Annotated in this window: 26 protein-coding genes and 1 pseudogene; 16 read left to right on the plus strand and 11 right to left on the minus strand. The window is 73.5% G+C overall.

Annotation, left to right across the window (positions count from 1 at the left end; translation table 11 throughout):
- Positions 1-223 precede the first annotated feature (223 nt).
- Positions 224-739: a single-stranded DNA-binding protein gene (gene ssb / locus QA634_RS22320; RefSeq protein ID WP_012334178.1), complete on the minus strand. Its 516-nt coding sequence runs from the start codon at positions 737-739 to the stop codon at positions 224-226.
- Between the two features lie 570 nt (positions 740-1,309).
- Between ssb and QA634_RS22325 the strand changes: the two genes are divergently transcribed.
- Entirely contained in the window at positions 1,310-2,191 is an 882-nt protein-coding gene (locus tag QA634_RS22325; RefSeq protein WP_012334179.1) for an alpha/beta fold hydrolase, read from the plus strand.
- A 122-nt stretch (positions 2,192-2,313) separates the two neighbouring features.
- Entirely contained in the window at positions 2,314-2,886 is a 573-nt protein-coding gene (locus tag QA634_RS22330) for a L,D-transpeptidase (RefSeq protein ID WP_012334180.1), read from the plus strand.
- Positions 2,887-3,138: 252 nt separating this feature from the next.
- Here the strand turns inward: QA634_RS22330 and QA634_RS22335 are convergent, their stop codons facing one another.
- The 5 genes from QA634_RS22335 to QA634_RS22355 form a co-directional block, all read right to left on the minus strand.
- Positions 3,139-3,783 carry a L,D-transpeptidase gene (locus QA634_RS22335; RefSeq protein WP_012334181.1) on the minus strand — a complete coding sequence of 215 codons (645 nt, stop codon included), beginning with the start codon at positions 3,781-3,783 and terminating at the stop codon, positions 3,139-3,141.
- Between the two features lie 521 nt (positions 3,784-4,304).
- Positions 4,305-4,556: a hypothetical protein gene (locus QA634_RS22340; RefSeq protein ID WP_012334182.1), complete on the minus strand. Its 252-nt coding sequence runs from the start codon at positions 4,554-4,556 to the stop codon at positions 4,305-4,307.
- A gap of 132 nt (positions 4,557-4,688) precedes the next feature.
- Positions 4,689-5,771, minus strand: a complete 1,083-nt coding sequence (locus QA634_RS22345; RefSeq protein WP_012334183.1) for a transglycosylase SLT domain-containing protein — start codon at positions 5,769-5,771, stop codon at positions 4,689-4,691.
- A 229-nt stretch (positions 5,772-6,000) separates the two neighbouring features.
- Positions 6,001-6,225 carry a hypothetical protein gene (locus tag QA634_RS22350; RefSeq protein ID WP_012334184.1) on the minus strand — a complete coding sequence of 75 codons (225 nt, stop codon included), beginning with the start codon at positions 6,223-6,225 and terminating at the stop codon, positions 6,001-6,003.
- Positions 6,226-6,386: 161 nt separating this feature from the next.
- Positions 6,387-7,400 (minus strand): NADP-dependent oxidoreductase, encoded by a 1,014-nt coding sequence (locus QA634_RS22355; protein ID WP_012334185.1) that lies wholly within the window; start codon positions 7,398-7,400, stop codon positions 6,387-6,389.
- A 193-nt stretch (positions 7,401-7,593) separates the two neighbouring features.
- On the opposite strand from QA634_RS22355, the gene QA634_RS22360 reads away from it, so the two are divergent.
- Positions 7,594-7,995, plus strand: a complete 402-nt coding sequence (locus tag QA634_RS22360; protein WP_012334186.1) for a DUF4174 domain-containing protein — start codon at positions 7,594-7,596, stop codon at positions 7,993-7,995.
- A gap of 49 nt (positions 7,996-8,044) precedes the next feature.
- On the opposite strand, the gene QA634_RS22365 is transcribed toward QA634_RS22360, so the two are convergent.
- Entirely contained in the window at positions 8,045-8,614 is a 570-nt protein-coding gene (locus QA634_RS22365) for a hypothetical protein (protein ID WP_043701492.1), read from the minus strand.
- A gap of 126 nt (positions 8,615-8,740) precedes the next feature.
- On the opposite strand from QA634_RS22365, the gene QA634_RS22370 reads away from it, so the two are divergent.
- From QA634_RS22370 to QA634_RS22390, 5 genes are all read left to right on the plus strand, one after another.
- Entirely contained in the window at positions 8,741-9,481 is a 741-nt protein-coding gene (locus QA634_RS22370; RefSeq protein ID WP_012334188.1) for a phosphodiester glycosidase family protein, read from the plus strand.
- A 43-nt stretch (positions 9,482-9,524) separates the two neighbouring features.
- Positions 9,525-10,025 carry a pantetheine-phosphate adenylyltransferase gene (coaD, locus tag QA634_RS22375; protein WP_012334189.1) on the plus strand — a complete coding sequence of 167 codons (501 nt, stop codon included), beginning with the start codon at positions 9,525-9,527 and terminating at the stop codon, positions 10,023-10,025.
- Positions 10,026-10,126: 101 nt separating this feature from the next.
- Positions 10,127-10,666, plus strand: coding sequence for a peptidylprolyl isomerase (locus QA634_RS22380; RefSeq protein ID WP_012334190.1), 540 nt, complete (start codon positions 10,127-10,129; stop codon positions 10,664-10,666).
- Complete coding sequence (locus QA634_RS22385) at positions 10,656-11,141, plus strand: hypothetical protein (RefSeq protein ID WP_012334191.1); 486 nt, start codon at positions 10,656-10,658, stop codon at positions 11,139-11,141. The genes QA634_RS22380 and QA634_RS22385 overlap by 11 nt, the downstream gene beginning before the upstream one ends.
- On the plus strand, positions 11,134-11,595 hold the full coding sequence (locus QA634_RS22390; RefSeq protein WP_012334192.1) for a peptidylprolyl isomerase: 462 nt from the start codon (positions 11,134-11,136) through the stop codon (positions 11,593-11,595). Before QA634_RS22385 ends, QA634_RS22390 begins: the two co-directional genes overlap by 8 nt.
- Positions 11,596-11,720: 125 nt before the next feature.
- Here QA634_RS22390 and QA634_RS22395 read toward each other — a convergent pair whose 3' ends face one another.
- On the minus strand, positions 11,721-12,389 hold the full coding sequence (locus tag QA634_RS22395) for an LON peptidase substrate-binding domain-containing protein (protein ID WP_012334193.1): 669 nt from the start codon (positions 12,387-12,389) through the stop codon (positions 11,721-11,723).
- A gap of 66 nt (positions 12,390-12,455) precedes the next feature.
- Complete coding sequence (gene trxA, locus QA634_RS22400) at positions 12,456-13,364, minus strand: thioredoxin (protein ID WP_012334194.1); 909 nt, start codon at positions 13,362-13,364, stop codon at positions 12,456-12,458.
- Between the two features lie 240 nt (positions 13,365-13,604).
- Here trxA and QA634_RS22405 point away from each other — a divergent pair, with 240 nt between their 5' ends.
- Complete coding sequence (locus QA634_RS22405; RefSeq protein ID WP_012334195.1) at positions 13,605-15,362, plus strand: ABC transporter ATP-binding protein; 1,758 nt, start codon at positions 13,605-13,607, stop codon at positions 15,360-15,362.
- A 140-nt stretch (positions 15,363-15,502) separates the two neighbouring features.
- On the plus strand, positions 15,503-16,486 hold the full coding sequence (cysK, locus tag QA634_RS22410) for a cysteine synthase A (RefSeq protein WP_012334196.1): 984 nt from the start codon (positions 15,503-15,505) through the stop codon (positions 16,484-16,486).
- A gap of 246 nt (positions 16,487-16,732) precedes the next feature.
- Here cysK and QA634_RS22415 read toward each other — a convergent pair whose 3' ends face one another.
- Positions 16,733-17,026, minus strand: coding sequence for a hypothetical protein (locus QA634_RS22415; protein ID WP_012334197.1), 294 nt, complete (start codon positions 17,024-17,026; stop codon positions 16,733-16,735).
- A gap of 237 nt (positions 17,027-17,263) precedes the next feature.
- Here QA634_RS22415 and QA634_RS22420 point away from each other — a divergent pair, with 237 nt between their 5' ends.
- The 5 genes and pseudogenes from QA634_RS22420 to QA634_RS22440 all read left to right on the plus strand — a co-directional run bounded on the left by QA634_RS22420 (position 17,264) and on the right by QA634_RS22440 (position 20,505).
- Entirely contained in the window at positions 17,264-17,458 is a 195-nt protein-coding gene (locus QA634_RS22420) for a hypothetical protein (RefSeq protein ID WP_236728655.1), read from the plus strand.
- Complete coding sequence (locus tag QA634_RS22425; RefSeq protein ID WP_012334199.1) at positions 17,455-17,628, plus strand: hypothetical protein; 174 nt, start codon at positions 17,455-17,457, stop codon at positions 17,626-17,628. Before QA634_RS22420 ends, QA634_RS22425 begins: the two co-directional genes overlap by 4 nt.
- A gap of 81 nt (positions 17,629-17,709) precedes the next feature.
- Complete coding sequence (locus QA634_RS22430) at positions 17,710-18,315, plus strand: sulfite oxidase-like oxidoreductase (RefSeq protein ID WP_012334200.1); 606 nt, start codon at positions 17,710-17,712, stop codon at positions 18,313-18,315.
- A 1-nt stretch (position 18,316) separates the two neighbouring features.
- Positions 18,317-19,017, plus strand: a pseudogene (locus QA634_RS22435) (FAD-binding oxidoreductase).
- Between the two features lie 93 nt (positions 19,018-19,110).
- Positions 19,111-20,505 (plus strand): FAD-binding oxidoreductase, encoded by a 1,395-nt coding sequence (locus tag QA634_RS22440; protein ID WP_012334202.1) that lies wholly within the window; start codon positions 19,111-19,113, stop codon positions 20,503-20,505.
- A 56-nt stretch (positions 20,506-20,561) separates the two neighbouring features.
- On the opposite strand, the gene QA634_RS22445 is transcribed toward QA634_RS22440, so the two are convergent.
- Complete coding sequence (locus QA634_RS22445) at positions 20,562-21,344, minus strand: DUF4198 domain-containing protein (RefSeq protein ID WP_012334203.1); 783 nt, start codon at positions 21,342-21,344, stop codon at positions 20,562-20,564.
- Positions 21,345-22,623: 1,279 nt separating this feature from the next.
- Here QA634_RS22445 and QA634_RS22450 point away from each other — a divergent pair.
- Complete coding sequence (locus tag QA634_RS22450) at positions 22,624-22,983, plus strand: helix-turn-helix domain-containing protein (RefSeq protein WP_283026797.1); 360 nt, start codon at positions 22,624-22,626, stop codon at positions 22,981-22,983.
- Positions 22,984-23,129: the final 146 nt, after the last annotated feature.

The following is a 23,129-nucleotide window of genomic DNA, read 5'->3' on the forward strand; positions in this document are numbered from 1 at the left end:
CTGCGCGCCCCGCCGGACGCGACGGCCCGGACCGACGGATCCGGGTCGTGGTCGTGGCCGCGCCGCGATGGGCCGCGACGCCGCGTGGCCGAGATCCCGGAGCCGCGCCCGATCCGGTTGCGATCGGGCGCGGCTCCAAGTCATTGAGCTTGGTCAGTAATCTTGGTCAGCGATCCCGCCGCATCGTCCTCGACGAACCGGCATCCCCTTCGTCGCACATGCGCTAGAACGGGATGTCGTCGTCCAGGTCGTCGTAGCGCTTCTGGCCGCCGCCCGCCGGGGCCGGCCGGCGCTCGCCGCCCGAGGAGCGGCCGCCGCCGCCGAAATCGCCGCCGCGGCTGATCTGACCGCCGCCCATGTCGTCGGCCGCGCCCATCTCGCCGCCGCCGCGCCCGTCGAGGATCGTCAGCTCGCCCCGGAAACGCTGCAGCACCACCTCGGTCGTGTACTTCTCGACGCCGGACTGGTCCTGCCACTTGCGGGTCTGGAGCTGCCCCTCGACGTAGACCTTAGAGCCCTTGCGCAGGTACTGCTCGGCCACGCGGGCCAGATTCTCGTTGTAGATCACGACCGAGTGCCACTCGGTCTTCTCCTTGCGCTCCCCGGACTGCTTGTCCTTCCAGGATTCCGAGGTCGCGAGCCGGAGATTCACCACCGGGTCGCCGGAGGCGAGGCGGCGCACCTCGGGGTCGCGCCCGAGATTGCCCACCAGGATCACCTTGTTCACGCTGCCCGCCATCACGCTCTCCTTGCCGTCCATCTCTCTCGGGCTGCCGCGCCCGGCCCTGGGCCGCGCACCGTCCGCGGGACGGCGCGAGGGTGGGCCGAACGGATCCGCACCGGCAAGGCCGACGGGCCGCCTGTGCCCGGAACACACAGCCGGTGGGATCGCTCTTGTTCTATATTTGTTCGGCGTTTCGGGCAAGGGGGCGCGCCCTCGCCGGCCGGAGAACGACCCCCAAAGAAAAAAGGCCACACGCGCGGTGTGGCCCAAGTCTAGGGAGGAAACGCCCAAAGAGGGCAGCAGAACGACGACGCCATCGCCGTGCTGCAACGCCAAATATAGGCTCGCGCCATTGCTCGGGGCAAGTGCCTCGAAGGTCTCGTCAAGGGATTGGTGGCAGCTGATGCAGAGAAGCCACGCGCTGTGCTGAACGGCCGGTTGACGCCGGCCGCGGACGAGGGCCGATCAGGCCGGCGACGTGCCGCAGAGGAGCCCGCGCTGCCCGGCGGAGGATCGGGGCGGCCGCCGGATCCGGAGGCGGCGCACCCCGTTCTCGTTGCGGAGCCGGCCGCCGTGGAGGAACCCGTGCTGACAGACCTGCCTGAGGTGACGACGCGGGCGATCCGGGTCCGCGGGACGGTGCTGCACCTCGCCGAGGCCGGGCCGCCGGACGGGCCGCTCACGCTGCTGCTGCACGGATTCCCGGAATTCTGGTACGGCTGGCGCCACCAGATCGGCCCGCTCGCCGCCGCGGGCCTGCGGGTGGTCGCGCCCGACCAGCGCGGCTACGGGGCGAGCGGCAAGCCGAAGGATCTCGGAGCCTATCACCTGGACGAGCTGGCGGCGGACGTGATCGGCCTCGCCGACGCGTTCGCGCGGGACAGGATCCGGCTCGTCGGTCACGATTGGGGAGGCGTCGTGGCGTGGCAATGCGCGGCCCGGTACGCCGAGCGGGTCGAGCGCGCCGCGATCCTCAATGCGCCGCACCCGGACGTGTTCTTCGGCTATGTCGGGCGCCATCCGACCCAGATCCTGCGCAGCAGCTACATGGGCCTGTTCCAGCTGCCCTGGCTGCCCGAGGCGCTGCTGCGCGCGGGCGATTTCGCGCTGCTGCGCCGCGCGCTAGCGGGATCGAGCCGCCCCGGGACCTTCGACGCGGCCGCGCTCGACCGCTACGCCCGGGCTTGGAGCGAGCCCGGAGCCCTCACCGGCATGCTCAACTGGTACCGCGGGCTGCGCCTGCCCCGGCGCCCGCTCCCGGATCCCGTCCGACCGCCGGTTCTGATCCTGTGGGGCGAGCGGGACACCGCGCTCGAAGCGGGGCTCGCCGAGGCCAGCCTCGCGCGCTGCGCCGCGGGGGAGATCCGGCACTTTCCGGAGGCCACGCACTGGGTCCAGCACGAGGAAGCGGCGGAGGTGAACCGCGCCCTCCTGACCTTCCTGACCGGCGCCGCCGCGACCGCGTGAGCCTGTGGCGGGAAAGCGTCACCTGCCGGCGCACGTACGCGCCTGGGTTGACCGGCCCGACTCCCCTCGGCCATCCCGGCGCTTCCGCGCCGCCCGGCGGCGCTCCCGCGGAGGAGGGGACGATGACGCCTCGCATCCTGGCGCCGCTCTGCGGCGCCGCCCTGCTGGCCCTGGCCGGCACCATGCCCGGCCACGCCGCCAGCCTGCTCGACAGCGGGCCGCTCGCCGATTTCCTGACGGTCTTCCGCCAGCAGGCGGTGCCCCGCCAGACCATCGGCTGGAACAGCCCCTACAAGCCCGGCACGGTCGTGGTCTCGACCAGCCAGCGGCGGCTCTACTACATCCTGCCGAACCAGGAGGCGATCCAGTACGGCGTCGGCGTGGGCCGCGACGGGTTCTCCTGGTCGGGCACCAAGACCGTGACGATGAAGAAGGAATGGCCGGCCTGGCGCCCGCCCGAGCAGATGCTCAGGCGCCGCCCGGACCTTCCGCGCTACATGGCCGGCGGCATGGACAACCCGCTCGGCGCCCGGGCGCTGTATCTCGGCTCGTCGCTCTACCGCATCCACGGCTCGAACGAGCCCGAGACGATCGGGGCGGCGGTGTCCTCGGGATGCATCCGCATGACGAACCGGGACGTCATCGACCTCTACGGCCGGGTGAAGGTCGGCACGAAGGTGGTGGTGCTGCCGTAGGGACGGGGCGCGTCCCGCGGGCGTGTCGCCGAGCGGCCGCGGGGATCCCGCCCGGCGCCCTCCGGAGCGACTTCGCAGGCGGGGTGCCTCGCGGCGGGCACCCGAAGCGACGGGCCCGGCCGGGCGACCGCCCCGCGACCCGCGCGCATCGCGACCAACTCCCATGCGGAACGGGCCGCCCTCCCGGTGGAGAACGGCCCGTCGCACGCTCGCTGATCCGCCCGTCTCCGAAGAGCGTGACGGATCGGATTGTCAGTTGAGGACGACGACCCTGGAGCCGACCTTGACGCGCTCGTAGAGGTCGGTGACGTCGTCGTTGGTCATGCGGATGCACCCGGAGGAGACCGCCTGGCCGATCGTGTCGGGCTCGTTCGAGCCGTGGATGCGGTAGAGCGTGCCGCCGATGTACATGGCGCGGGCGCCGAGCGGGTTGTCGATGCCGCCGGCCATGTAGCGCGGCAGGTCGGGGCGGCGGGCCAGCATCTCCTTCGGGGGCGTCCAGGACGGCCACTCCTTCTTGGCGACGATCGTCTTCGTGCCCGACCAGGTGAAGCCCGGGCGGCCGACGCCGACCCCGTAGCGGATCGCCATGCCGTCGCCGAGCACGTAGTAGAGGCGGCGCTCGGCCGTCGAGACCACGACCGTGCCCGGAGCGTAGCGGCCGTCGAAGGGCACGAGCTCCCGCGGGATCGGGGCGACCTGCGCTTGGTCGGTGCTCCCGGCGGCCTGCCCCCGTCCGTAGGGAGCGGCGGAGAAGGGCGCCCCGTAGGGCCGGCTCGCGTAGTACTCCTCGCCGGGATTGACATCGAACGGGTCGTAGGGGGCCGCCTTGACCGGGGCCGAGGCGAGCACGCAGGCACCGAGGACGCCCGCGAGGGCGGAGGCGAAGATCTTCATGAGCGGGAGCCTTACCTCAGCAGTTACCTTTGCAGTTAAGAATGTTCGACGGCGACTTCGGTTCCCGGGAAAAGCCGCGCTTCGTGCTGTGGTGAACCGCTGAGCCGTCGCTGTGCGGGTTTCTGCTTGGCCCGGGCCGGCGGATGCTGCGGTGCGCCGGCGCACCTTGGCCGTTGGCGGGGCGGCGTCTGGGCTTCGTCTTTCCGGCTTGGCCGTGAGGGGGACGCGTCGCTCCGCGACGGGCCGGGGCGGAGCGCGTCGCGCCCGTGCCTGCCGCCCGGCGACGTCGCAAGCTCGGCGTTTGATGCAGACACCACCTGCGCGGCACGCATGGATGCGCCGATCGGCGCGACCGCGTCCACGCAGCGCGCGGGGTCGTCGCGTCCGCCCCGCGGCGGGCGGCGCGAGGATCGCGGAGGGGTGCAGGCTCGCCCGGCGGTCCGCGCAGCCGCGCGGCCGCGTCGGGCCCCGGGGGGATCGCGATCGGCCCTGCCGTCGGGGGAGAGGCCCGCTCCGCGCCCTCAGTTCGGGCCGCGAGCCCGGGCCTCGAAGGCTTCCGCCATGGTATCGTCGGCGCGGCCCAGCGATTCGAGGTGCTCGGCCCGGCGCGTCTGCGCGGCGCGGTCCTCGCCCTGGCTCATGTCGGCCGTCACGCGCGCCCGGGCGGCCTCGCGCCGGTGACGCTCCGCCTGCTCGCGGAAGAACGCCGCCTGCTGCCCGGCGGTGTCGGCGTACTCGCGTGCGTAGGAGTCCGAATCGTCCTTCGCGGCCATCGCGCTCCTCATCTGCCTCTGCGCGGCATCCTCCCGTCCGCCCCGCCGGCTAATGCGCGGGCGTGGCGGGTCCGGCCCTCGGCCGGACGAGGGGAGGTTAGGGCAGCCGGGAGGCGGGTCAAACGGGTCCGTTCAGGGGGTCTGCGCGGCCGCGTAGGCCATCACGCCCATCAGCGCGCCGACGTCCCGGTAGCGGTCGCCGCGGGTCGTCATCATCGCCTCGAACTTGTCGTGCACCTGCGCCACCGTCAGGCTGCGCGCCTTCCGGCGCCCGACCCGCTCGTAGAAGATCGGCTTGTTGGCCTTGGCGGGCTTCGGCAGCAGGGCGGCGGCCTCCGCCTTCGGCTCCTCGACGACCTTCGCCATGAAGCGCTCGGCGTCGTCGGGTCCGAGGAAGTGCGCGAGGTAGGTCTCGCCCACCGAGAGCGAGCGGCCGATGCGGGCGGCGATCCGGGTGCTGTCGCGCTTGAGCATCTCCCCGGCCAGCAGGGCCGAGAGGGCCGGGTCCCGGCGCATGTCGAGGATGCGGGCCTTCTCGGCCGCATCCGCCACCGTGTTGTCCTCGGCGATCAGCGACGCCTCGCGGGCGAGGCCGTGCTGGGCGCCGAACTCGCGCATCACCTGGAGCCAGGTGCGCTCGATGAACTGGTAGAGGCCGGTCGCCGAGGAGGTGCGGGCCTGGACCTCGGTGGCGAAGCTCGACTCCTTGTCGGCGATCGCCATCAGCAGGACCGGATCCATGCCGACCCTGTAGGCGGCCTTGACGATGGTCTGGACGATGTGGCGGCGCACCCGCATCGGCCCGAAGGCCAGCACCTCGTTCGGGTCGCCGCCCGTCGTCGCCGAGAGCAGGTCGTCGTAGGAGACCCGGTCGACGCCGTCCGCCCCGAGCGCGGTGTCGAGGTCGTGCACCGGCATGCTGATCGGCGCCTCCTTGGGCGCGGCCTGCAGGCGGGGCTTGGGCATCACCTTGGGCATCACCAGGAGGTCGGCCATCAGGGCGACCGGCGGGCCGGCCGAACTCACGAGGTCCGGACCGTAGCGGTGCAGGAGCGACCCCAGCCCCGCCGCCAGGCAGGCGGCGGTGAGGATGGTGCGGGCCAGGACCGGAACGCCGCCCGGGGCGGCCCGGCCGCCGACCACCAGCGCGTCCCGCGGACCGGCGGGGGCCCAGCGGACGACCTGGGCCGACGGTCCGATCGCGCGATGCGTCATGAAGGGTCATCCCCGAGCTGGGCCGAATGTGTCCGGCGCGTTTCGGCCAGGAAGCCGGGGAGTTGTGGCGATAAGACGGCGCCGCTCGCGCCGCCGTGATCTTGTGCGGGACAAGGCTTGGCCGATGGAGCCGCGACTCGCCCGGCGCCGAACGGCCAAGCTTAACTTGGAGCAAGCCGGGAAAGCTTGGCCAGGGGCGTGCTGCGCCGCGGCACAGGGGCGGCGCGGCTCAGCGCGAGACCGGCTGCTGCTGCGGAGCGGCGCGGTCGCGCTTGTTGGCCTGGTGGCGGCCGATGGCGCACCCGGCCGCCGCGCCCGCCAGGGTGTGGCCGCCCGCGTAATGCCCGGCGACCCCGCCGGCGATCGCGCCCTTGATGCAACCCTTCGCCTCGGCGGCACCGCTCGCGGCCGCGAGGCCGGCCGCGACGGACGCGGCGATCAGGATCTGTCTCATCGCTTCTCCTCCGGAAACCCGCGCGGTCGCGGCCACCCGACCCGGGCGGCCGCCGCAACCGTGGCGGGTGAGAGGAGGAACCCGGATCCCGGCGCCCGGTTCCCGGGAGCGGCGCCCGACGCCAGGGGAAGCGCAGTCCAGGCGGCGCCGCGGGCGCCGGGTCAGAGTTTCACCACGAGCTTCCCGAAGTTGCGGCCCTTCAGGAGGCCGATGAAGGCCTCGGGCGCCTGTTCGAGACCTTCCACGATGTCCTCCCGGTAGCGGATCCGCCCGTCGCGGAGCCATTCGGCGACGTCGCGCAGGAAGGCGGGCTCCTGGTCGGCGAAGTCCCAGACGATGAAGCCCCGGAAGGTGAGGCGCTTGCTCAAGGTGGCGCGCATCAGCGCCGGCACCCGGTCCGGGCCGGGAGGGAGCTCGGTCATGTTGTAGTTCGCCACCAGGCCGCAGACCGGGATCCGGGCGAAATCGTTGAGGAGCGGCAGCACCGCGTCGAAGACGGCGCCGCCGACATTCTCGAAATAGACGTCGATCCCGTTCGGGCAGGCCGCCGCCAGCGCCCCCGGCAGGTCGGCGCTGCGGTGGTCGATCGCGGCGTCGAAGCCGAGCTCCTCCGTGAGGTGGCGGCACTTGTCGGGGCCGCCCGCGATCCCGACCGCCCGCGCGCCCTTCAGCTTGGCGATCTGACCGACCAGGGAGCCCACCGGCCCGGTCGCGGCCGCCACCACGACCGTCTCGCCGGGCTTGGGAGCGCCGATGGTGAGCAGGCCCGTGTAGGCGGTCATCCCCGGCATGCCGAGGATCCCGAGCGCGGTGGTGACCGGGGCGACCGCGGGATCGAGCTTGCGCAGGCCTCTCCCATCCGAGACCGCGAAATCCTGCCAGCCGCCATAGGCCAGCACCGTGTCGCCGGCCGCGAAGCCGGGATTGTGGGAGGCCACCACCTCCGCGACCGTGCCGCCGACCATGACCTCGTTGATCTCGACCGGCTTGGCGTAGGATTTCGCCGCGCTCATCCGGCCGCGCATGTAGGGATCGAGGGACAGGTAGCGGTTGCGCAGCAGCACCTCGCCCTCCCGCGGGACCGGCACGGCGCCCCGTTCGAGCCGGAAATGCGCCGGGTTCGGCTCGCCGTGCGGGCGGGCGGCGAGGACGATGCGGCGGTTGAGGTCTGACATGGGGGTCTCCCTGGCATGGCCGCCGGCGGGCGCGGCGTGCGCGACGCCCCGGACTTGGTGCCCGGGCGGCTTCGGGTCAACGCCACGCTTGCCCGGGGCGGGCCGAGGGCGCGGCCGGCGCGCCCGCCGCCTCCCCTGGCCCCCGGGGCGCCCGGATCTATTTCCGCGCCGAGCCCCTCGCCGGACCGTTCCGATGATCCTGACCACGCTCCTGCCGGCCGCGCTCGCCGCCGCCGCGCTCGCGCCGACGCCCGCCGCCGGCTCACCCCTGGACCGCTACCGCTGGAAGGCGCGCCTGCTCGTGGTCGCCGCAACCCCGGACGACCCGCGCGTCGCGGCGCAGCGGCGCGTCCTCGCGCGGCACGAGGCCGGGGCGGCGGAGCGGAACCTCGTCCTCGTCGAGGCGGTCGGTGCGGGTCCGCAGGCAGCGGCGATCCGGCGGGCGCTCGCCCTGCCGGCGCAGGAGTTTCGCGCCGTGCTGGTGGGCAAGGACGGCACCGCCAAGCTCAGGGCCGCCGCGCCGATCCCCGCCGAGACGCTCTTCGCCACCATCGACGCCATGCCGATGCGCCGCGACGAGGCCGGCCGGCGCTGAGGCGGGGCCGCCCGAGGACGGCCCCGCTGTGACGGCCCCGCTGTCGCGGTCAGTAATCGCAGCGGGTCACCAGGACGCGCCGGTAGCCGTAGGGCGTCCAGCGCACCCGAGGCACTTGGTAACAGCCGCCGTAATCGTCGTAGCCGTAGCCGTAATAGCTCGCCGGGTAGTAGCCCCCGTAATAGTACGGGTAGGCCGAGGCGGCCGCGAGGCCGAGTCCGAGGCCGAGGCCCAGGCCGGCGGCGCCGTAGCCGTAGCCCCGGCGGTAACCGTAGCCGCGGTAGCCGTAGCCGCGATAGCCGTAGCCCCCGTAGCCGAACCGGGCGCCGCGGAAGCCGTAGCCGCCGCCGAAGGCCGGCCGTCCGAGACCGGCGCCGAAGCCCGCATTCCGGAAGCCGCCCCCGAAGCCGGCGCCGCGGAACCCGCCTCCCGCGAACCCGCCGCGGAACCCGCCCCCGCCGAGGCCGCCGCGGAATCCGCCCCCGCCGAGGCCGCCGCGGAAGCCGCCGCCACCGCCGTGGAAGCCGCCGCCGCCAAAGCCGCCGCGCGCCTCCGCCATCGTCGGGGCCAGCATAAGCGCGCCCACCAGGGCTGCCGACGCCACCATCACGCGTGTCATGTCGTCATCTCCGAATTGCGACCTGTCCCAAAAGGAAACGCGGCTGCGAGGGTTTCGGTCCCCGCTGCACAGGAAGGTGATCGCGTGCTACCGAGCGGCCCGGCGAGGCGAACGCGAGGGCCGGACATGCTTGGTTGGGGCGGGGCGAGGGCGTGGACCGCGGGGGCGCTGCTGCTCTGGGCCGTCGCGGCGCGCGCGGCCGAGCCCTGCGTGCCGGTCAGCCACGAGGGCGAGCGCTTCGTCGCCTGCACGGTGGACCTGCGCAGGAGCCGGATCAAGCTGTTCTGGCGCGGCGCCGACGGGCAGCCCTACGCCTCCCTCGGCCGCCTCGCCGCCGCGCAGGGCAAGGGGCTCAGCTTCGCGATGAATGCCGGCATGTACGATGCCGGTCTCGCGCCGGTCGGCCTCTACGTGGAGGAGGGGCGCGAGCTCAAAGCCGCCAACACGGCGAACGGCCCCGGCAATTTCCACCTCAAGCCGAACGGCGTCTTCTACGTCAGCGGCGACCGGGCCGGCGTGCTGGAGACCGGCCGCTACCTGCGCGCCCGCGTGCGGGCCGAGTACGCGACCCAGTCCGGGCCGATGCTGGTGCTCGCCGGCCGCATCCACCCGAAGATCTCGACGAACGGTCCCTCGCTGAAGATCCGCAACGGCGTCGGGGTGAGGCCCGACGGGCACGTCGCCGTCTTCGCCATCTCGGAGGCGCCGGTCACCTTCGGGGCCTTCGCCCGGCTGTTCCGCGACGCGCTCGGCTGCCCGAACGCGCTCTTCCTCGACGGCAGCGTGTCGAGCCTCTACGCGCCCGCGCTCAACCGCCAGGACCTGAGCCGCCCCCTCGGGCCGCTCGTCGGCGCGGTCCCGCGCTGAGGCCCATTTCCTTCCCGCGGCCGATGGTCTACCTGACGCCGCGATGAACCGCACCGCGCTCTATGCCGGGTCCTTCGATCCGGTGACCAACGGCCACGTGGACGTGATCCGGCAGGCCTGCCGGCTGGTCCCGCGGCTCGTCATCGCCATCGGGGTTCATCCGGGCAAGACGCCCCTGTTCGGCGCCGAGGAGCGGGCGGAGCTGCTGCGGGAGATCTGCGCGCCCCTCGCCGCCGCGGAGGGCGCGGCGCTCGACGTGGTCACCTTCGACGATCTCGCGGTCTCGGCGGCGCGGCGGGTCGGGGCGAGCCTGTTCATCCGCGGCCTGCGCGACGGGACCGACCTCGACTACGAGATGCAGCTCGCGGGGATGAACGGCGCCATGGCCCCGGAGGTGCAGACGGTCTTCCTGCCGGCCTCGACCGGCGTGCGCCCGATCACCGCCACGCTGGTGCGCCAGATCGCCGCGATGGGGGGCGACGTGCGGCCCTTCGTGCCCGATCTCGTGGCCGAGCGCCTGCGCGCCCGCTTCGCCAAGCCGTGATTTTCCAAGCCTTGATTCGCCAAGCCTTGATTCGCCAAGCCTTGTTTCGCCAAGCCCTGGGCCGATCCCGGCCGCATTCCCCAGCTGAAGGAGATTTCCCGATGATCCGCTGGCTCGTCGCCCTGGCGTTCACCGTCGCGGCATCCTTCGGCGCCGCCGCGGCGCCGGACGCCAACACGGTCTACCTCGACACCAAGGACGGCCGCATCACCATCCAGCTGCGGCCCGAACTCGCGCCCAAGCACGCGCAGCAGATCAAGACGCTGGTCCGGCAGGGCTTCTACAACGGCGTGCCGTTCCACCGGGTGATCGACGGGTTCATGGCCCAGACCGGCGACCCGACCGGCACCGGCACCGGCAAGTCGAAGCTGCCCGACCTGCCGGCCGAATTCACGCCGACGCCGTTCAAGCGCGGCACGGTCGGCATGGCCCGCTCGCAGGACCCGAACTCCGCCAACTCGCAGTTCTTCATCTGCTTCGACGAGGCGCCCTTCCTCAACAACCAGTACACGGTGGTGGGCACCGTCACCGCCGGCATGGACGTGGTCGACAAGATCAAGAAGGGCGCGAAGTCCGCCAACGGCCAAGTGCAGAACCCCGACAAGATCGTCCGGATGACGCTGGCCCAGGATGGTCAGTAGCGGGCCCGGACCGGCGGGGCTGATCGCCGCGGCGGCGGCGCTCGCCCTGGCGGCCGGCCCGGCCGCCGCCCAGTTCGAGGACGACGAGGCCCCGCTGCTGCCCTCGCTGCCCACGACCCTGCGGGCGACGGTGCGGGTGCCGGTCGACCGCGCCGCCCTGGTCTCTCCCGCCGACACGCTGGTCCAGCTCTACCCGGCGCTGGCCGCCTGCTGGGACCCGCCGCCCGGCCTCGGGCGCGGCCAGGTCACCCTGCGGCTGAGCCTCACCCGCGACGGGCGCCTCGCAGGCGTGCCGCGCGTGACCTTCGCCAGCCTGCCGCCCGAGCGGCGCCGGCCGCTCGTCGAGGCGGCGCAGCGGGCGGTCCGGGCCTGCACCCCGGTCGCCCTCACGGCGGCCCTGGGCGGGGCCGTCGCGGGCCGCCCCATCGCCCTGCGTTTCGTGTATTCCGGAGAAAAGGAGACCCGGCATGAGTGACCAGAACACCCTCGTGATGGAGACGACCAAGGGCCGCGTCGTCATCCAGCTGCGCCCCGACCTCGCCCCGAACCACGTCGAGCGGATCCGCACCCTGGCGGAGCAGGGCTTCTACGACGGCGTGCCGTTCCACCGGGTGATCGACGGGTTCATGGCCCAGACCGGCGACCCGACCGGCACCGGCACCGGCGGCTCGGACCTGCCCGACCTCAAGGCCGAGTTCAACGCCGAGCCGCACGTGCGCGGCACCTGCTCGATGGCCCGCACCAGCTTCCCGCACTCGGCGAATTCGCAGTTCTTCATCTGCTTCGCGGACGCGCCCTTCCTCAACCGCCAGTACACTGTCTGGGGCAAGGTGACCGAGGGCATGGAGGTGGTCGACCAGATCAAGCGCGGCGAGCCCGTGCGCGACCCGGACAAGATCGTCTCGATGCGGGTGAAGCAGGCCGCCTGAGCGGCACTCCGCGCCGCCTGAGCGGCGATCCGGCGCCGGTCCCGCAGGGGCCGGCGCCACCCCGCGCCCTGGACGATGCCGCGCAGGGCCGTCCGGATCAGCGCCCGCCCCGGGCGCCCCGCGGGTCACTGCAGCGTCGGCTCGCTCCCCGATCCCCGCACGAGTTCCATCTCAGTGACGGCGATCAGCACCTCGGCGCGGGTCTTCAGGTCCGGCGCCTCGAGCATCGCCTGCTTCTCGCGCGGGCCGAACGGGCTCATCATGCAGAGCGCGTTGACCAGCGCCTCGTTGGGCGCCTCCTCGATCCCGGCCCAGTCGACCTTGAGGTCGTTGGCCTCCACGAAATCCTTGAGCGCCCGCAGCACGCCCGCCCGGTCGACCCGCTCCTCGCCCGCCCGCGCGTGGAAATCCGCCGTGAAGGGATCGAAGCTCACCCGGCAGAGCCGGTAGGGCGTGGTCGTCGCCATCTCCTCCTCGACCCGGAACCGGGCGATGCCGGTGAGCGAGATCAGGTAGCGGCCGTCGCCGGTCTCGGCGAACTGGGTGATCCGCCCGGCGCAGCCGACCCGGTAGAGCTTCGGGGCGAGGGGCTGCTCGCTCGCGTCGACGTCGGGCTGGATCATCCCGATCACCCGGTCGGAGCGCAGCGCGTCGTCCACCATGGCGAGGTAGCGCGGCTCGAAGATGTTGAGCGGCATCTGGCCGCGGGGCAGCAGCAGCGCCCCCGGAAGCGGAAAGACCGGGATCACGGTCGGGCAATCGCCGGGACCCTTGTACGCCACGTTCATGCTCATCGCGCCGCCCCCGCCCCTGTCCGCGGCCGGCCCCCGGGGCGCGTGTCGCCCCGGCCGGCCTGTCACTTACGAGAACATCAGCGACGACAGCTTGCGCCGGCCCCGGATGGTCATCGGGTCCATCGGGCCCCAGGCCTCGAAGAACTGCAGCAGCTGCTTGCGCGCGGCGTCCTCGTTCCAGCCCCGGTCGCGCCGCACGATCTCGATCAGGTGGTTGACCGCATCCTCCTGGCGGCCCCGAGCGTTGAGCCCGAGCGCCAGATCGAAACGCGCCTGGTGGTCGGACGGCTCCGACTCCACCTGCCGCTGCAGCGCGCCGAGATCGCCCAGGGAGGCGGCCTGCTCGGCGAGGTCGATGGCGGCGCGCACGCTGGCCACCGCGGCGCTCTTGGCCGCCTCCGGCGGGGCCGCGTCGAGGAACTGGCGCGCGCCCTCGACGTCGCCGCGGTCGAGGACGAGCTTGGCCAGGGCGGCGATCGCGCCCGCGTGGCCGGGCTCCTGCGCCAGGACGGCGCTGTAGATCTCGGCGGCCGCGTCGGAATCGCCCTCCTGGGCCACGGCCTCCGCCTCGGCCATCAGGGCCTCGACGTCGGTCGGCCCGAGCGGGCCGACGAGGCGCTCGATGAAGGCCTTCACCTGGCCCTCGGGCAGGGCGCCCATGAAGCCGTCGACCGGCTGGCCGCGCTGGAAGGCGATCACGGCCGGGATCGACTGGATGCCGAGCTGGCCGGCGATCTGCGGGTGCTCGTCGATGTTCATCTTGACGAGCTTCACCTTGCCGCCGGCATTCTTGACCGCCTTCTCGAGGATCGGCGTCAGCTGCTTGCAGGGGCCGCACCAGGGCGCCCAGAAGTCGACCAGCACGGGCTGCCGCAGGGACTCCTGCATGACGTCCTGGCGGAAGGCGTTGGTGGTGGTGTCCTTGATCAGGGCGTCCGCGGGCGCTTGGCCGGCCGCGGGGGTGTCGGTGAGCATGAAGACCTCGGGGAAACGACGGGCGTTTCGACGGTTCCGGATAGTCCGGTGGAGTGTGACCGCCAAGACATGGGGTCGCACCGCCAGCCTGACTAGTGCGCCGGCACCACCGCCGCCAAGCAAAATCCTGCGGCGAAATCCTGCGGCGAAATCCTGCGGCGACTCCCTGCGGGGGCCGGCCCGGGGCGCCTCGCCGCGAGGCTTGCCTGTCCGGTCCCGCCCGCGTAGGCGCGGGGCACCATGCGCGCGCTGATCGACCTTCTCCGCGTGATGCGGCCGCCGGAGCGGCGGCGCATCACCCTGCTCGCCCTCGGCCTCGCCGCGTCGGGCCTGCTGGAGATCGCCGGGGTCGCCTCGGTCGTGCCCTTCCTCACCCTGGTCGGCGATCCCGGCGCGGCCTCCCGCCAGCCCGTGGTGGCGGCCCTGCGCGCGACGCTCGGTCTCACCGACGACCGCGCCTTCCTGATGGCGACCGGGCTCTCGGCGCTCGGCGCGATCCTCACCGTCAGCGTCGTGAATGCGGGCCTCACCTACGCGCAGCTCCTGTTCGCGCACCTCACCGGCTACGGCCTCGCCCGGCGCCTGCTCGCCCGCTACGTCACCCGCGACCGGCTCTTCTTCGCCCGCACCAACAGCGCCGAACTCGCCAAGAACGTGCTCAGCGAGACCGACCGGCTCGTGATCGGGGTGCTGACGCCGGGCTTCGTCATCGCCTCGCGGGCGGTCTCGGCCGGGGCGGTCGCGCTCTTCCTCCTCCTCTACGCGCCAGCGCTGGCGCTGATCCTGGGGGCCGGGTTCGGCAGCCTCTACGTCGGGCTCTACCTGCTCGTGCGCGCGCGCCTCGCCCGGATCGGCGCCCGGGCCACGGCCGACAACGAGACGCGCTTCCGCGTCGTGCAGGAGACCTTCGGGGCCCTGACGGAACTCTCGCTCTACGGCCGGGTCGGGTCGTTCACGGCCCGCTTCGACGCGCCCGCCCGGGCCTATGCGCGCGCCAGCGCGGCGAGCCTCGTGACCGGGCAGCTGCCGCGCTACGTCATCGAGGCGCTCGCCTTCGGCGGGGTCATCGTGGTGGTGCTCTACGCCCTGGCGCGCGGGCTCGACACGGCCGCGCTCCTCCCGCTCCTCGGCCTGTTCGCCTTCGCGGGCTACCGGATGCTCCCGGCCTTCCAGAACATCTTCAACTCCCTGGCGCAGCTGCGCTTCTACCTGCCGGCACTGGGCCGGATCGTGGACGAGCTCGCCCGCGAGCACCCGCTGCCGCCCCGGCCCGCCGAGCGCCTGCCCTTCCGCGAGGCGATCCGCTTCGAGGGCGTCTCCTTCGCGTACGAGCCCGGGCGGCCGGTGCTGCGCGGCCTCGACCTCGCCATCGCGGCCCACACCACCGTCGGGCTCGTCGGGCGCACCGGCTCGGGCAAGTCGACCCTGGTCGGGCTGCTCCTCGGCCTCGTCGTCCCGGGCGAGGGCGCGATCCGGATCGACGGCGTTCCCCTCGACGCGGCGCGCCTGCCCGCGTGGCAGAACCGGATCGGCTACGTGCCGCAGGACGTGTTCCTGATCGACGGCACCGTCGCCGAGAACATCGCCCTCGGCGTCGCCGCGCCCGATCCCGCCGCGATCGCGCGGGCCGCGCGCCTCGCGGGGCTCGACCCGGTCGTCGCCGCCCTGCCGGCGGGCTTCGAGACCGCCGTCGGCGAGCGCGGCGCGCGCCTGTCGGGGGGGCAGCGCCAGCGCATCGGCATCGCCCGCGCGCTCTACCACGACCCGGACGTGATCGTGTTCGACGAGGCGACCTCCGCCCTCGACGGCGAGACCGAGGCCGCCGTGATGGCCGCCATCGCGGCTCTGGCGGGCACCCGCACCATCGTGATGGTCGCCCACCGCCTCACCAGCCTCGCCCGCGCGAACGTGGTCCACGTGCTCGAGGACGGCCGCGTCGCCGAGTCCGGCCCGCCCGAGACGGTGCTGCCGCGGCTCGGGCGCCTCAAACCGGCGTGATCGCCTCGCGGGCGCCAATTTCACAGTTGAAAAATGTATAACCTCTTATATCTCGACGTCAGCTCGGATTTAGGCTAGGCGTGAGGCGGAGCCGGCTCAGGGAGCCGCTGCGTCATCTTCGCCGCCCAGGAGATATCCACATGGCCGACGCCGCCATCACCGCCTCGGATACGGGCCGCGCGCCCGGCCACGGCCGCGTCTTCGGGTCGATCACCGAGACCATCGGCAACACCCCGCTCGTGCGGCTGAACCGGCTGCCCAGGGAGCGCGGCGTCGAGGCCGAGATCCTGCTGAAGCTCGAATTCTTCAACCCGATCGCCTCCGTGAAGGACCGCATCGGCGTGAACATGATCGACGCGCTCGAAGCCTCGGGCGACCTGAAGCCCGGCGGCACCCTGGTCGAGCCGACCTCCGGCAATACCGGCATCGCGCTCGCCTTCGTGGCGGCGGCCCGCGGCTACCGGCTGATCCTGGTCATGCCCGAGACGATGTCGCTGGAGCGCCGCAAGATGCTGGCCTTCCTCGGCGCCGAACTGGTGCTCACCCCCGGCCCGCAGGGCATGAAGGGCGCGGTCGCCAAGGCCGAGGAACTCCTCAGGGAGATCCCGGGCTCGGTGATGCCCCAGCAGTTCAACAACCCGGCCAATCCCGAGATCCACCGCAAAACCACCGCGGAGGAGATCTGGAACGACACGCAGGGCCGGCTCGACGTCTTCGTGTCGGGCGTCGGCACCGGCGGCACCATCACGGGGGTCGGACAGGTGCTGAAGCCGCGGCTGCCGCAGCTGCGGCTGGTCGCGGTCGAGCCGGAGGATTCCCCGGTGCTCTCGGGCGGCAATCCCGGCCCGCACAAGATCCAGGGCATCGGCGCCGGCTTCGTGCCGAACGTGCTCGACCGCGACGTCATCGACGAGGTGGTGACGGTGTCGAACCAGACCGCCTTCGAGACCGCCCGCCTGCTCGGCCGGCTGGAAGGCATTCCGGGCGGCATCTCGACGGGCGCCAACGTGGCGGCGGCCCTGGAGATCGGCGCCCGGCCCGAGAATCGGGGCAAGCGCATCGTCACCGTCGCCTGCTCCTTCGCCGAGCGCTACATCTCCTCGGCGCTGTTCGACGGGATCTGACCGCGGAGCGGTCCGGCCTCCCGCGCCCGCGGGCGGCCGGCCGCCTCATCCGACATCCGGTTGATCGCTTCGCGATGTGGATGTCGGCTTCGCTCAGGCGCCGCGCGGGCTTGGCATACGACATCCGGTTGATCGCTTCGCCATCTCGCATTTCGGCGATGCGGATGTCGGCTTCGCTCAGGCGCCGCGCTCAGGCGCCGCGCGGGCTCGTGAGCCGGGACCCGCTTCGATCGAGCGGATCCCGGATCAGGCGACCAATTCGGGCTTGCCGGCCGTGCAATCCGGCACCGAGCGCCGGAACAGGGCCGCGCAGCGCGATTCCCGGTGCACGCTCAGGATCGAGGCCCGGTCGATATCCGGGTTCTCGGCCAGGATCCGGCGCACATCCTCGACGAGCTGCCCGTAGCGCGCCGGATCGTAGCCGCTCTCCAGCGGGCTCACGGCGATGTAGGCCTCGACGACCAGAACCTTCTCGGCCGTCTCCCGCGTGACCTCCGCGGCGATCCAGGCGGATTTCACGAGGCGGTTCGGCATGACCATGGCATACCTCCAGGATCGGGAGCCGCTCTCCCGGCGGCTTGTCTCCGCCCGAGACTGCGACAGGACGCGGCGGGATGAAAGAGGGTGGGCCGGGTTTCGCCCCGTTTCGCTCCGTCACCGGGCCCGGCGGAAGGCCGAATCCTCGTGAATGCGGATCGCGCCAGGCAACTTCGCGCCGCGCCGCCTGTTGAACCCGGATCGCGACACCAGCCGCAGGAGCCGAGCATGGGGCCGGGCATGACGAGGACCGACGGAACGGACCGGGACTTCGACCGCGAGTCGGATCGCGCCGGCGCGGCGGGCCGGGACCGCCAGCCGCCGCGCGGGCGCCCGGAGGGGGCCGGACGCCCGGCCGACGCTCCGCCGCCCGCGGCGAAGGAGGCGATCGCGCGGGCCACCGCCGCCCTCGGCGACGAGGAGGACGGCCGATGAGCGACGAGACCCGGGAGCAGGCCCGTCCGGCGCGCACCGACCGGCCGGTGACGGCCGAGGATCTGAAGGGCGTGGCGGCGGTGCCGCAGGACGGCAAGGGAGCGGAGAACCGCTCGGGTGCAGACGCGTCCGACCGGCAGGGCGACGAGACCGATCCCGGCACCGGCTGACGTCTCGACGGCGGCGCGCCCGCACCCCATCTTGGCCCGGTTCCGCGGGGCGTCTCGGCCTCGCCCGACCAGGAGAGCGCGATGGCGACGCGGGGGTTCACGGGCCGGCGCCCGTCACGGCCTGTCGAGGAGCGGCTGCCGCCCGGGCAGTACCTGACCGAGGATTTCCCGGTCCTGCAGCTCGGCCCGACCCCCCGCATCGCGCTGCGGGACTGGCGCTTCACCCTCTGGCAGGGCCCCAGGCCGCTGAAGAGCTGGACCTGGGAGGAGTTCCAGACCCTGCCGCGCAGCGGATGGCGCGGGGACATCCATTGCGTGACGAAGTGGTCGAAGTTCGACACGGGCTGGGAGGGAGTTCGCGTCGACGACCTGCTGACGGCGGCCGGGATCGCGGCCCCGACCGCCTTCGTGCTCGCCGAGGGCTACGACGACTACACCACCAACGTCCCCTTCGCCGATCTCGCGGGCGACCGGGCGATGGTGGCGACCCACTACGACGGCGCGCCGATCGCGCCCGACCACGGCGGCCCGGCCCGGCTCCTGGTGCCGCACCTGTACTTCTGGAAGAGCGCCAAGTGGGTGAAGGGCCTGCGCTTCACCCCGAAGGACGAGGCCGGGTTCTGGGAGCTGCGCGGCTACCACATGTACGGCGACCCCTGGCGCGAGCAGCGCTTCTCGGACGATTGAGGTGGTCCTCGCCTGGCAGGAGGCGGTGATCACCGGCATCGCCGCCGAGACGCCGCGGGTGAAGCGCTTCACGCTGCGGCCCGACCGACCCTTCGCCTTCCGGGCCGGCCAGCACGTGGACGTGCGCCTGACCGCCCCCGACGGCTACCAGGCGCAGCGCAGCTACTCGATCGCCTCCGCGCCGGGCTCCGACGCCTTCGACCTGATGATCGAGCGCCTCGACGCCGGCGAGGTCTCGACCTTCTTCGCGGACGTGGCGGAGGCCGGCGACCGGATCGAGCTGCGCGGGCCGATCGGCGCCTTCGCCTGGGGGGCGGGGAGGGCGGACCCCTCCTGCTGGTCGGGGGCGGCTCGGGCGTGGTGCCGCTCCTGTCGATGCTGCGCCACCGCGCCGCGGCCGCGCCGGGCGTGCCCGCGCTCCTCGTCTACTCGGCGCGCACGCCCGACGAGGTCATCGCCCGCGAGGAATTGCTGCGGCGGGACGCGGACGAGCCGCATTTTCAGCTGATGCTGACCCTCACCCGCGTGCCCGGAGGGCGGCGCCTGGACGCGGCGCGCGTGGCGGAGGCGCTGGCCCGCCTCGGCCCGCCCGCGCACGCCTTCGTGTGCGGCGGCAACCCGTTCGTGAGCGCCGCGAGCGACCTCCTGATCGATGCGGGCGTCGCGCGCGGCCTCATCCGCACGGAGCGGTTCGGGGGCTGAGGCGATGGTCCCGCCGCGGCGGCTCGGCCGCGCTTGACCGGCGGCGGCATCCGCGCCACGGCGGGCGCCTCGCAAGCCCCGGAGACCGCCCCGATGAGCCCGGAGACGAATCACGACCTCGTCGCGCGCCTCGCCGCCCGCCTCGGCCCGGCCGGGCTCCTCACGGCGGAGAGCGACGTCGCGCCCTACGCCGTCGATTGGCGCCGGCTCTTTCCCGGGCGCCCGGCCTGCGTCGCCCGCCCGGCCTCGACCGGGGAGGTCGCCGAGGTCGTGCGGCTGTGCCGCGAGGCCGGCGCGGCGATCGTGCCCCAGGGCGGCAATACCGGGCTCGCGGGCGGTGCCGCGCCGGATCGGTCCGGCACGCAGGTCGTGCTCTCCCTCGGCCGCATGGCGGCGATCCGGGCGGTCGATCCGGTCGGGCTGACCCTCACGGCCGAGGCCGGCTGCGTGCTCAGGACCGCGCAGGACGCCGCCGCCGCCGTGAACCGCGTCCTGCCGATCAGCTTCGCGGCCGAGGGCTCGGCCATGGTCGGGGGCGTCGTCGCCACCAATGCGGGCGGGCTCAACGTCGTGCGCCACGGCATGACCCGCGCCAACGTGCTGGGGCTCGAAGTCGTGCTCGCCGACGGCAGCGTCGTCGCGGGCCTGCGCGCCCTGCGCAAGGACAATGCCGGCTACGACTGGAAGCAGCTCTTCGTCGGCTCGGAGGGCACGCTCGGCGTGATCACCGCCGCGGTGCTGCGGCTCGCCGCGCGCCCGCGCCACGTGGCGACGGCGCTCCTCGCCGTGCCGGATCCCGAGGCGGCGCTTCGCCTCTTCACCCTCGCCCAGGACGAACTCGGCGAGGCCATCCAGGCCTTCGAGCTGATCTCCGGCCTCTCCCTCGCCCTGGTCGCCCGTCACGGCGGCCCGCGCAACCCGCTCGGCCCGAGCCCCTGGTACGTCCTCGTCGAGGCCGCCTCCTCGCTTCCCGCCCTGCGCGAGGCGGCCGAGGCCGTGCTCGGCGCGGCGCTGGAGCAGGGTGACGCGCAGGACGGCGTGCTGGCCGAGTCGGGCCAGCAGGCGGCCGGGCTGTGGGCCCTGCGCGAGGGCATCACCGAGGCCGAGGCGAAGGAGGGGCGGGGCGTCAAGCACGACGTCTCGGTGCCGATCGCCGCCATCCCGGCCTTCCTGGCCGCGGCGGACCGGGCCCTCGCGGACAAGCTGCCCGGCGCGCGGCCTAACGCCTTCGGCCACATGGGCGACGGCAACATCCATTACAACGTGCTGGCGACGGCCGACCAAGCGGGCGAGGCGGTCAACGCCGTCGTCCACGACGTGGTCGAGGCCTTCGGCGGCAGCATCTCGGCCGAGCACGGCATCGGCCAGTACCGGGCGGCGGAACTGGTCCGGCGCCGCACCCCGGAGGAGATCGCCCTCGCGCGCCGGATCAAGGCCGCCCTGGACCCGGAGGGCCTGCTCAACCCGGGCAAGGTGCTGCCCCTCTGAAGGGCGGCGCGACTCGGGGGAGAGGGAGACCGCCCGACGCGACGCCCGGACCGGGGTCAGTTCACCGGCTGCTCGTCGAGGCGGAACGCGAAGGTCGCGCTGTACTCGTCGCGGTCGGCGAGGTCGGGCGTCGCCGAGGGGCTGACGCTGTGGCGCGCCGTGATCAGCTGCGCCCCCGCCTTGCGGATCGGCACCGTCGCCACGCCCTCCGCGTCCGTGAGGACGCGCGGCGCCTGCGCCGGGTCGAGGTCGGCGCTGCCCTCGCCGTAATTCACCACCGCCCCGGCGAGGGGCTCGGAGCGGAACAGCACGCGCACCCGGATCGCCCCGGCGGTGGCGGCCGGCACTTCGAGCGGCACGATCTCCAGCGTGTGGCCCACAACCTTCGACCAGGGGGCGGCGGGGCCGAGGGCGGCCTTGGCGAAGCGCACGGCCCAGCGGCTGTCCCGGGCGTCCGGGACGAGGCGGCGGCTGGTGTTGCGGCCGCTCCCGTCCATGAGCGTCACCCAGTAGCCGCTGTCGTAGGTCGCGGCGAGGAGCGTGCGGGCGGCCTTGGTCGGCAGGGCGGCCACGAGCGCGGGCGGCACCTCCGGCGGGCTCGGCGTCAGGGGCGCCACCAGGCTGACGGTCTGGTCGGGCGTGATCGCCTGCAGGTCGATCACCTTGGGCTTGGCCGGGGCCAAGCGCTGCCGCGGAGAGCCGAAATTCACCCGGACCTGCGGCCCCGCCTCCGGCGTGCTCAGGGTCAGCCACAGGTCGTGCGCGCGGGCCGGCGCGGTGAGCACCGCCAGGGCCGCCACCGCCACCGCCACCGGCCGCGGGCTGCGGAAAGGAAACATCGGCCGCTCTGCCTCCTGGCGCGTGGGGAGAACCGCTCACACGTGGGGTTCGCGAACGCGAGGTCAAGCGGGAGCGCGCCGTCCGGGAGGGGCGCGGACGGCCTCCGACGCGGCTTTCAGGCGCGGCGCCCCCCGGGCTGCGCCGCCCCGAGGCCCGCGCCCGCAAGTCGCGATCGAGCGCCCGTTCATGAACGATACCACATCCGCGCCGGTCGCATCTTGCCGAAACTGTGCAGACACTTTCGCCTCGTGCGAAATCGCACCTCACGGGCGCATAGCGGCCGTGCTGTGCCCGCGAGGTCTTGCCGAGCAGCCCAGAAAGATACCAGAGTTCCGCCCGGCCGATTGGGGATGATCGGTCTTTCTCCAGGTCGATGCTTCGGCCCCCCCGCCTCGGGGGAGCGCCCCCGCACGCCTGGGCCGCAGCCGCCGGGGGGCACCGTCATGCCGCTGTCGCAGGGCGAATTCTCTGATCTGGTCGGCCGCATCTACGATTGCGGGCGCGATCCGGAGCTCTGGCCGGACACGCTCGCGCGGCTCGTCGAGGCGCTCGGCGCCGTGGCAGGCTGGATCGGCGTGCACGATGCCGAGACCGGAACCGGGCGGCTCGCCGTCGATGTCGGGCTGTCGCCGGATCACCGCTCCCTCTACGCGGAGCGCTTCGCCGGCCTCTCCCCGCTCGCCCTGGGCACGTGGTTCACGCAGGTCGGCGACGTGGTCGGCCTCTCGGAGCTCATCGACCGGGACGCGTTCCGCGGCACGCATTTCTACCGGGAATGGTGCCGGCCGCAGCAGGTCGAGGACCTGATCGCCGGCGTGCTGACCAAGGCCTCGGGGGGATGCGGCAGCCTGTCGGCCTCCTTCGACCGGCCGGTCTCGCTGGAGGCGCGGGAGCTGATGACGCTCCTGCTGCCGCACGTGCGCCGGGCCGTCGAGACGGGCCAGCTCCTCGCCGAGCAGTGCGGCGAGGCGGAGGGCCTGTCCTCGGCCATGGACGCGCTCAGCCTGGGCGTGTTCCTGCTCGACGCGGCGGGCCGGGTGCTGCGCGCGAACGCCGCCGCCGAGGCGATCCTGCGCCAGGGCGACGCCCTGCGGCGCCTGCCGGCGGGCACGCTGGCCACGGCGGAGCCCTGGTCGCAGGGGGCGCTCGAGGGGCCCTCGCGGCCTGCCGCGACGACGACCGCACCCGCTGCCGCGCGGCGCTGCCGTTCCCCTCGCGCCGCGGGTCCGGTCCGCGGGGCGGCCTCGTCGGGCAGATCGTCCCGGTCCGCGGCGCGGCATGCGGGTCCCGGGCGGGGCGGGGGGCGAGGGGGAACGCCAGCCGGTGGCGGCCCTGTTCGTGCAGGATCCCGACGCGGCCGTGTCGATTCCGAGCGAGGCGCTGGAGCGCCTCTACGGGCTGACCCAGGGCGAATTGCGGGTGCTGCGGGGCCTGATGCAGGACATGACCCTGAGCGAGATCGCCGAGGCCTACGGCATCGGCGTGGCGACGGTGCGCACGCACCTCGCGCGCCTGTTCGACAAGACCGGGACCCGCCGGCAGGCCGAGCTGCTGCGGGCGGTGATGGCCGCCGCCCCGGCTTTGCGCCCCGCCGAGGCGCGCCCCGGCCCGGCCGGGCGCCTCGCCGCGACCGCGTGAGCCCGGGACGCTGACGCACCGGGCCGGCGACGCTCTCGCATGGTCAACACGCGCCAAGGGCTCGACGGCCCTTCGTGAACCGAACCGGCGGTCACGCCTCGTCACCGCCGGTCTGGCGAAGGCCGGTCACCTACCCACTCCGCTTG

The sequence above is a fragment of the Methylobacterium sp. CB376 genome (assembly GCF_029714205.1).
GTDB lineage: Bacteria > Pseudomonadota > Alphaproteobacteria > Rhizobiales > Beijerinckiaceae > Methylobacterium.

What these genes read in the sequence shown, in the direction of transcription:
- QA634_RS22395 (WP_012334193.1), bottom strand. Translation starts at nt 12,389, where the DNA reads ATGAGCATGAACGTGGCGTACAAGGGTCCCGGCGATTGCCCGACCGTG.
- QA634_RS22425 (WP_012334199.1), top strand. Translation starts at nt 17,455, where the DNA reads ATGAGCGACGAGACCCGGGAGCAGGCCCGTCCGGCGCGCACCGACCGG.
- ssb (WP_012334178.1), bottom strand. Translation starts at nt 739, where the DNA reads ATGGCGGGCAGCGTGAACAAGGTGATCCTGGTGGGCAATCTCGGGCGC.
- QA634_RS22345 (WP_012334183.1), bottom strand. Translation starts at nt 5,771, where the DNA reads ATGACGCATCGCGCGATCGGACCGTCGGCCCAGGTCGTCCGCTGGGCC.
- QA634_RS22390 (WP_012334192.1), top strand. Translation starts at nt 11,134, where the DNA reads ATGAGTGACCAGAACACCCTCGTGATGGAGACGACCAAGGGCCGCGTC.
- QA634_RS22355 (WP_012334185.1), bottom strand. Translation starts at nt 7,400, where the DNA reads ATGTCAGACCTCAACCGCCGCATCGTCCTCGCCGCCCGCCCGCACGGC.
- QA634_RS22405 (WP_012334195.1), top strand. Translation starts at nt 13,605, where the DNA reads ATGCGCGCGCTGATCGACCTTCTCCGCGTGATGCGGCCGCCGGAGCGG.
- QA634_RS22420 (WP_236728655.1), top strand. Translation starts at nt 17,264, where the DNA reads ATGACGAGGACCGACGGAACGGACCGGGACTTCGACCGCGAGTCGGAT.
- trxA (WP_012334194.1), bottom strand. Translation starts at nt 13,364, where the DNA reads ATGCTCACCGACACCCCCGCGGCCGGCCAAGCGCCCGCGGACGCCCTG.
- cysK (WP_012334196.1), top strand. Translation starts at nt 15,503, where the DNA reads ATGGCCGACGCCGCCATCACCGCCTCGGATACGGGCCGCGCGCCCGGC.
- QA634_RS22330 (WP_012334180.1), top strand. Translation starts at nt 2,314, where the DNA reads ATGACGCCTCGCATCCTGGCGCCGCTCTGCGGCGCCGCCCTGCTGGCC.
- QA634_RS22350 (WP_012334184.1), bottom strand. Translation starts at nt 6,225, where the DNA reads ATGAGACAGATCCTGATCGCCGCGTCCGTCGCGGCCGGCCTCGCGGCC.
- QA634_RS22385 (WP_012334191.1), top strand. Translation starts at nt 10,656, where the DNA reads ATGGTCAGTAGCGGGCCCGGACCGGCGGGGCTGATCGCCGCGGCGGCG.
- QA634_RS22430 (WP_012334200.1), top strand. Translation starts at nt 17,710, where the DNA reads ATGGCGACGCGGGGGTTCACGGGCCGGCGCCCGTCACGGCCTGTCGAG.
- QA634_RS22360 (WP_012334186.1), top strand. Translation starts at nt 7,594, where the DNA reads ATGATCCTGACCACGCTCCTGCCGGCCGCGCTCGCCGCCGCCGCGCTC.
- QA634_RS22440 (WP_012334202.1), top strand. Translation starts at nt 19,111, where the DNA reads ATGAGCCCGGAGACGAATCACGACCTCGTCGCGCGCCTCGCCGCCCGC.
- QA634_RS22365 (WP_043701492.1), bottom strand. Translation starts at nt 8,614, where the DNA reads ATGACACGCGTGATGGTGGCGTCGGCAGCCCTGGTGGGCGCGCTTATG.
- QA634_RS22335 (WP_012334181.1), bottom strand. Translation starts at nt 3,783, where the DNA reads ATGAAGATCTTCGCCTCCGCCCTCGCGGGCGTCCTCGGTGCCTGCGTG.
- coaD (WP_012334189.1), top strand. Translation starts at nt 9,525, where the DNA reads ATGAACCGCACCGCGCTCTATGCCGGGTCCTTCGATCCGGTGACCAAC.
- QA634_RS22415 (WP_012334197.1), bottom strand. Translation starts at nt 17,026, where the DNA reads ATGGTCATGCCGAACCGCCTCGTGAAATCCGCCTGGATCGCCGCGGAG.
- QA634_RS22450 (WP_283026797.1), top strand. Translation starts at nt 22,624, where the DNA reads ATGCGGGTCCCGGGCGGGGCGGGGGGCGAGGGGGAACGCCAGCCGGTG.
- QA634_RS22380 (WP_012334190.1), top strand. Translation starts at nt 10,127, where the DNA reads ATGATCCGCTGGCTCGTCGCCCTGGCGTTCACCGTCGCGGCATCCTTC.
- QA634_RS22340 (WP_012334182.1), bottom strand. Translation starts at nt 4,556, where the DNA reads ATGGCCGCGAAGGACGATTCGGACTCCTACGCACGCGAGTACGCCGAC.
- QA634_RS22445 (WP_012334203.1), bottom strand. Translation starts at nt 21,344, where the DNA reads ATGTTTCCTTTCCGCAGCCCGCGGCCGGTGGCGGTGGCGGTGGCGGCC.
- QA634_RS22370 (WP_012334188.1), top strand. Translation starts at nt 8,741, where the DNA reads ATGCTTGGTTGGGGCGGGGCGAGGGCGTGGACCGCGGGGGCGCTGCTG.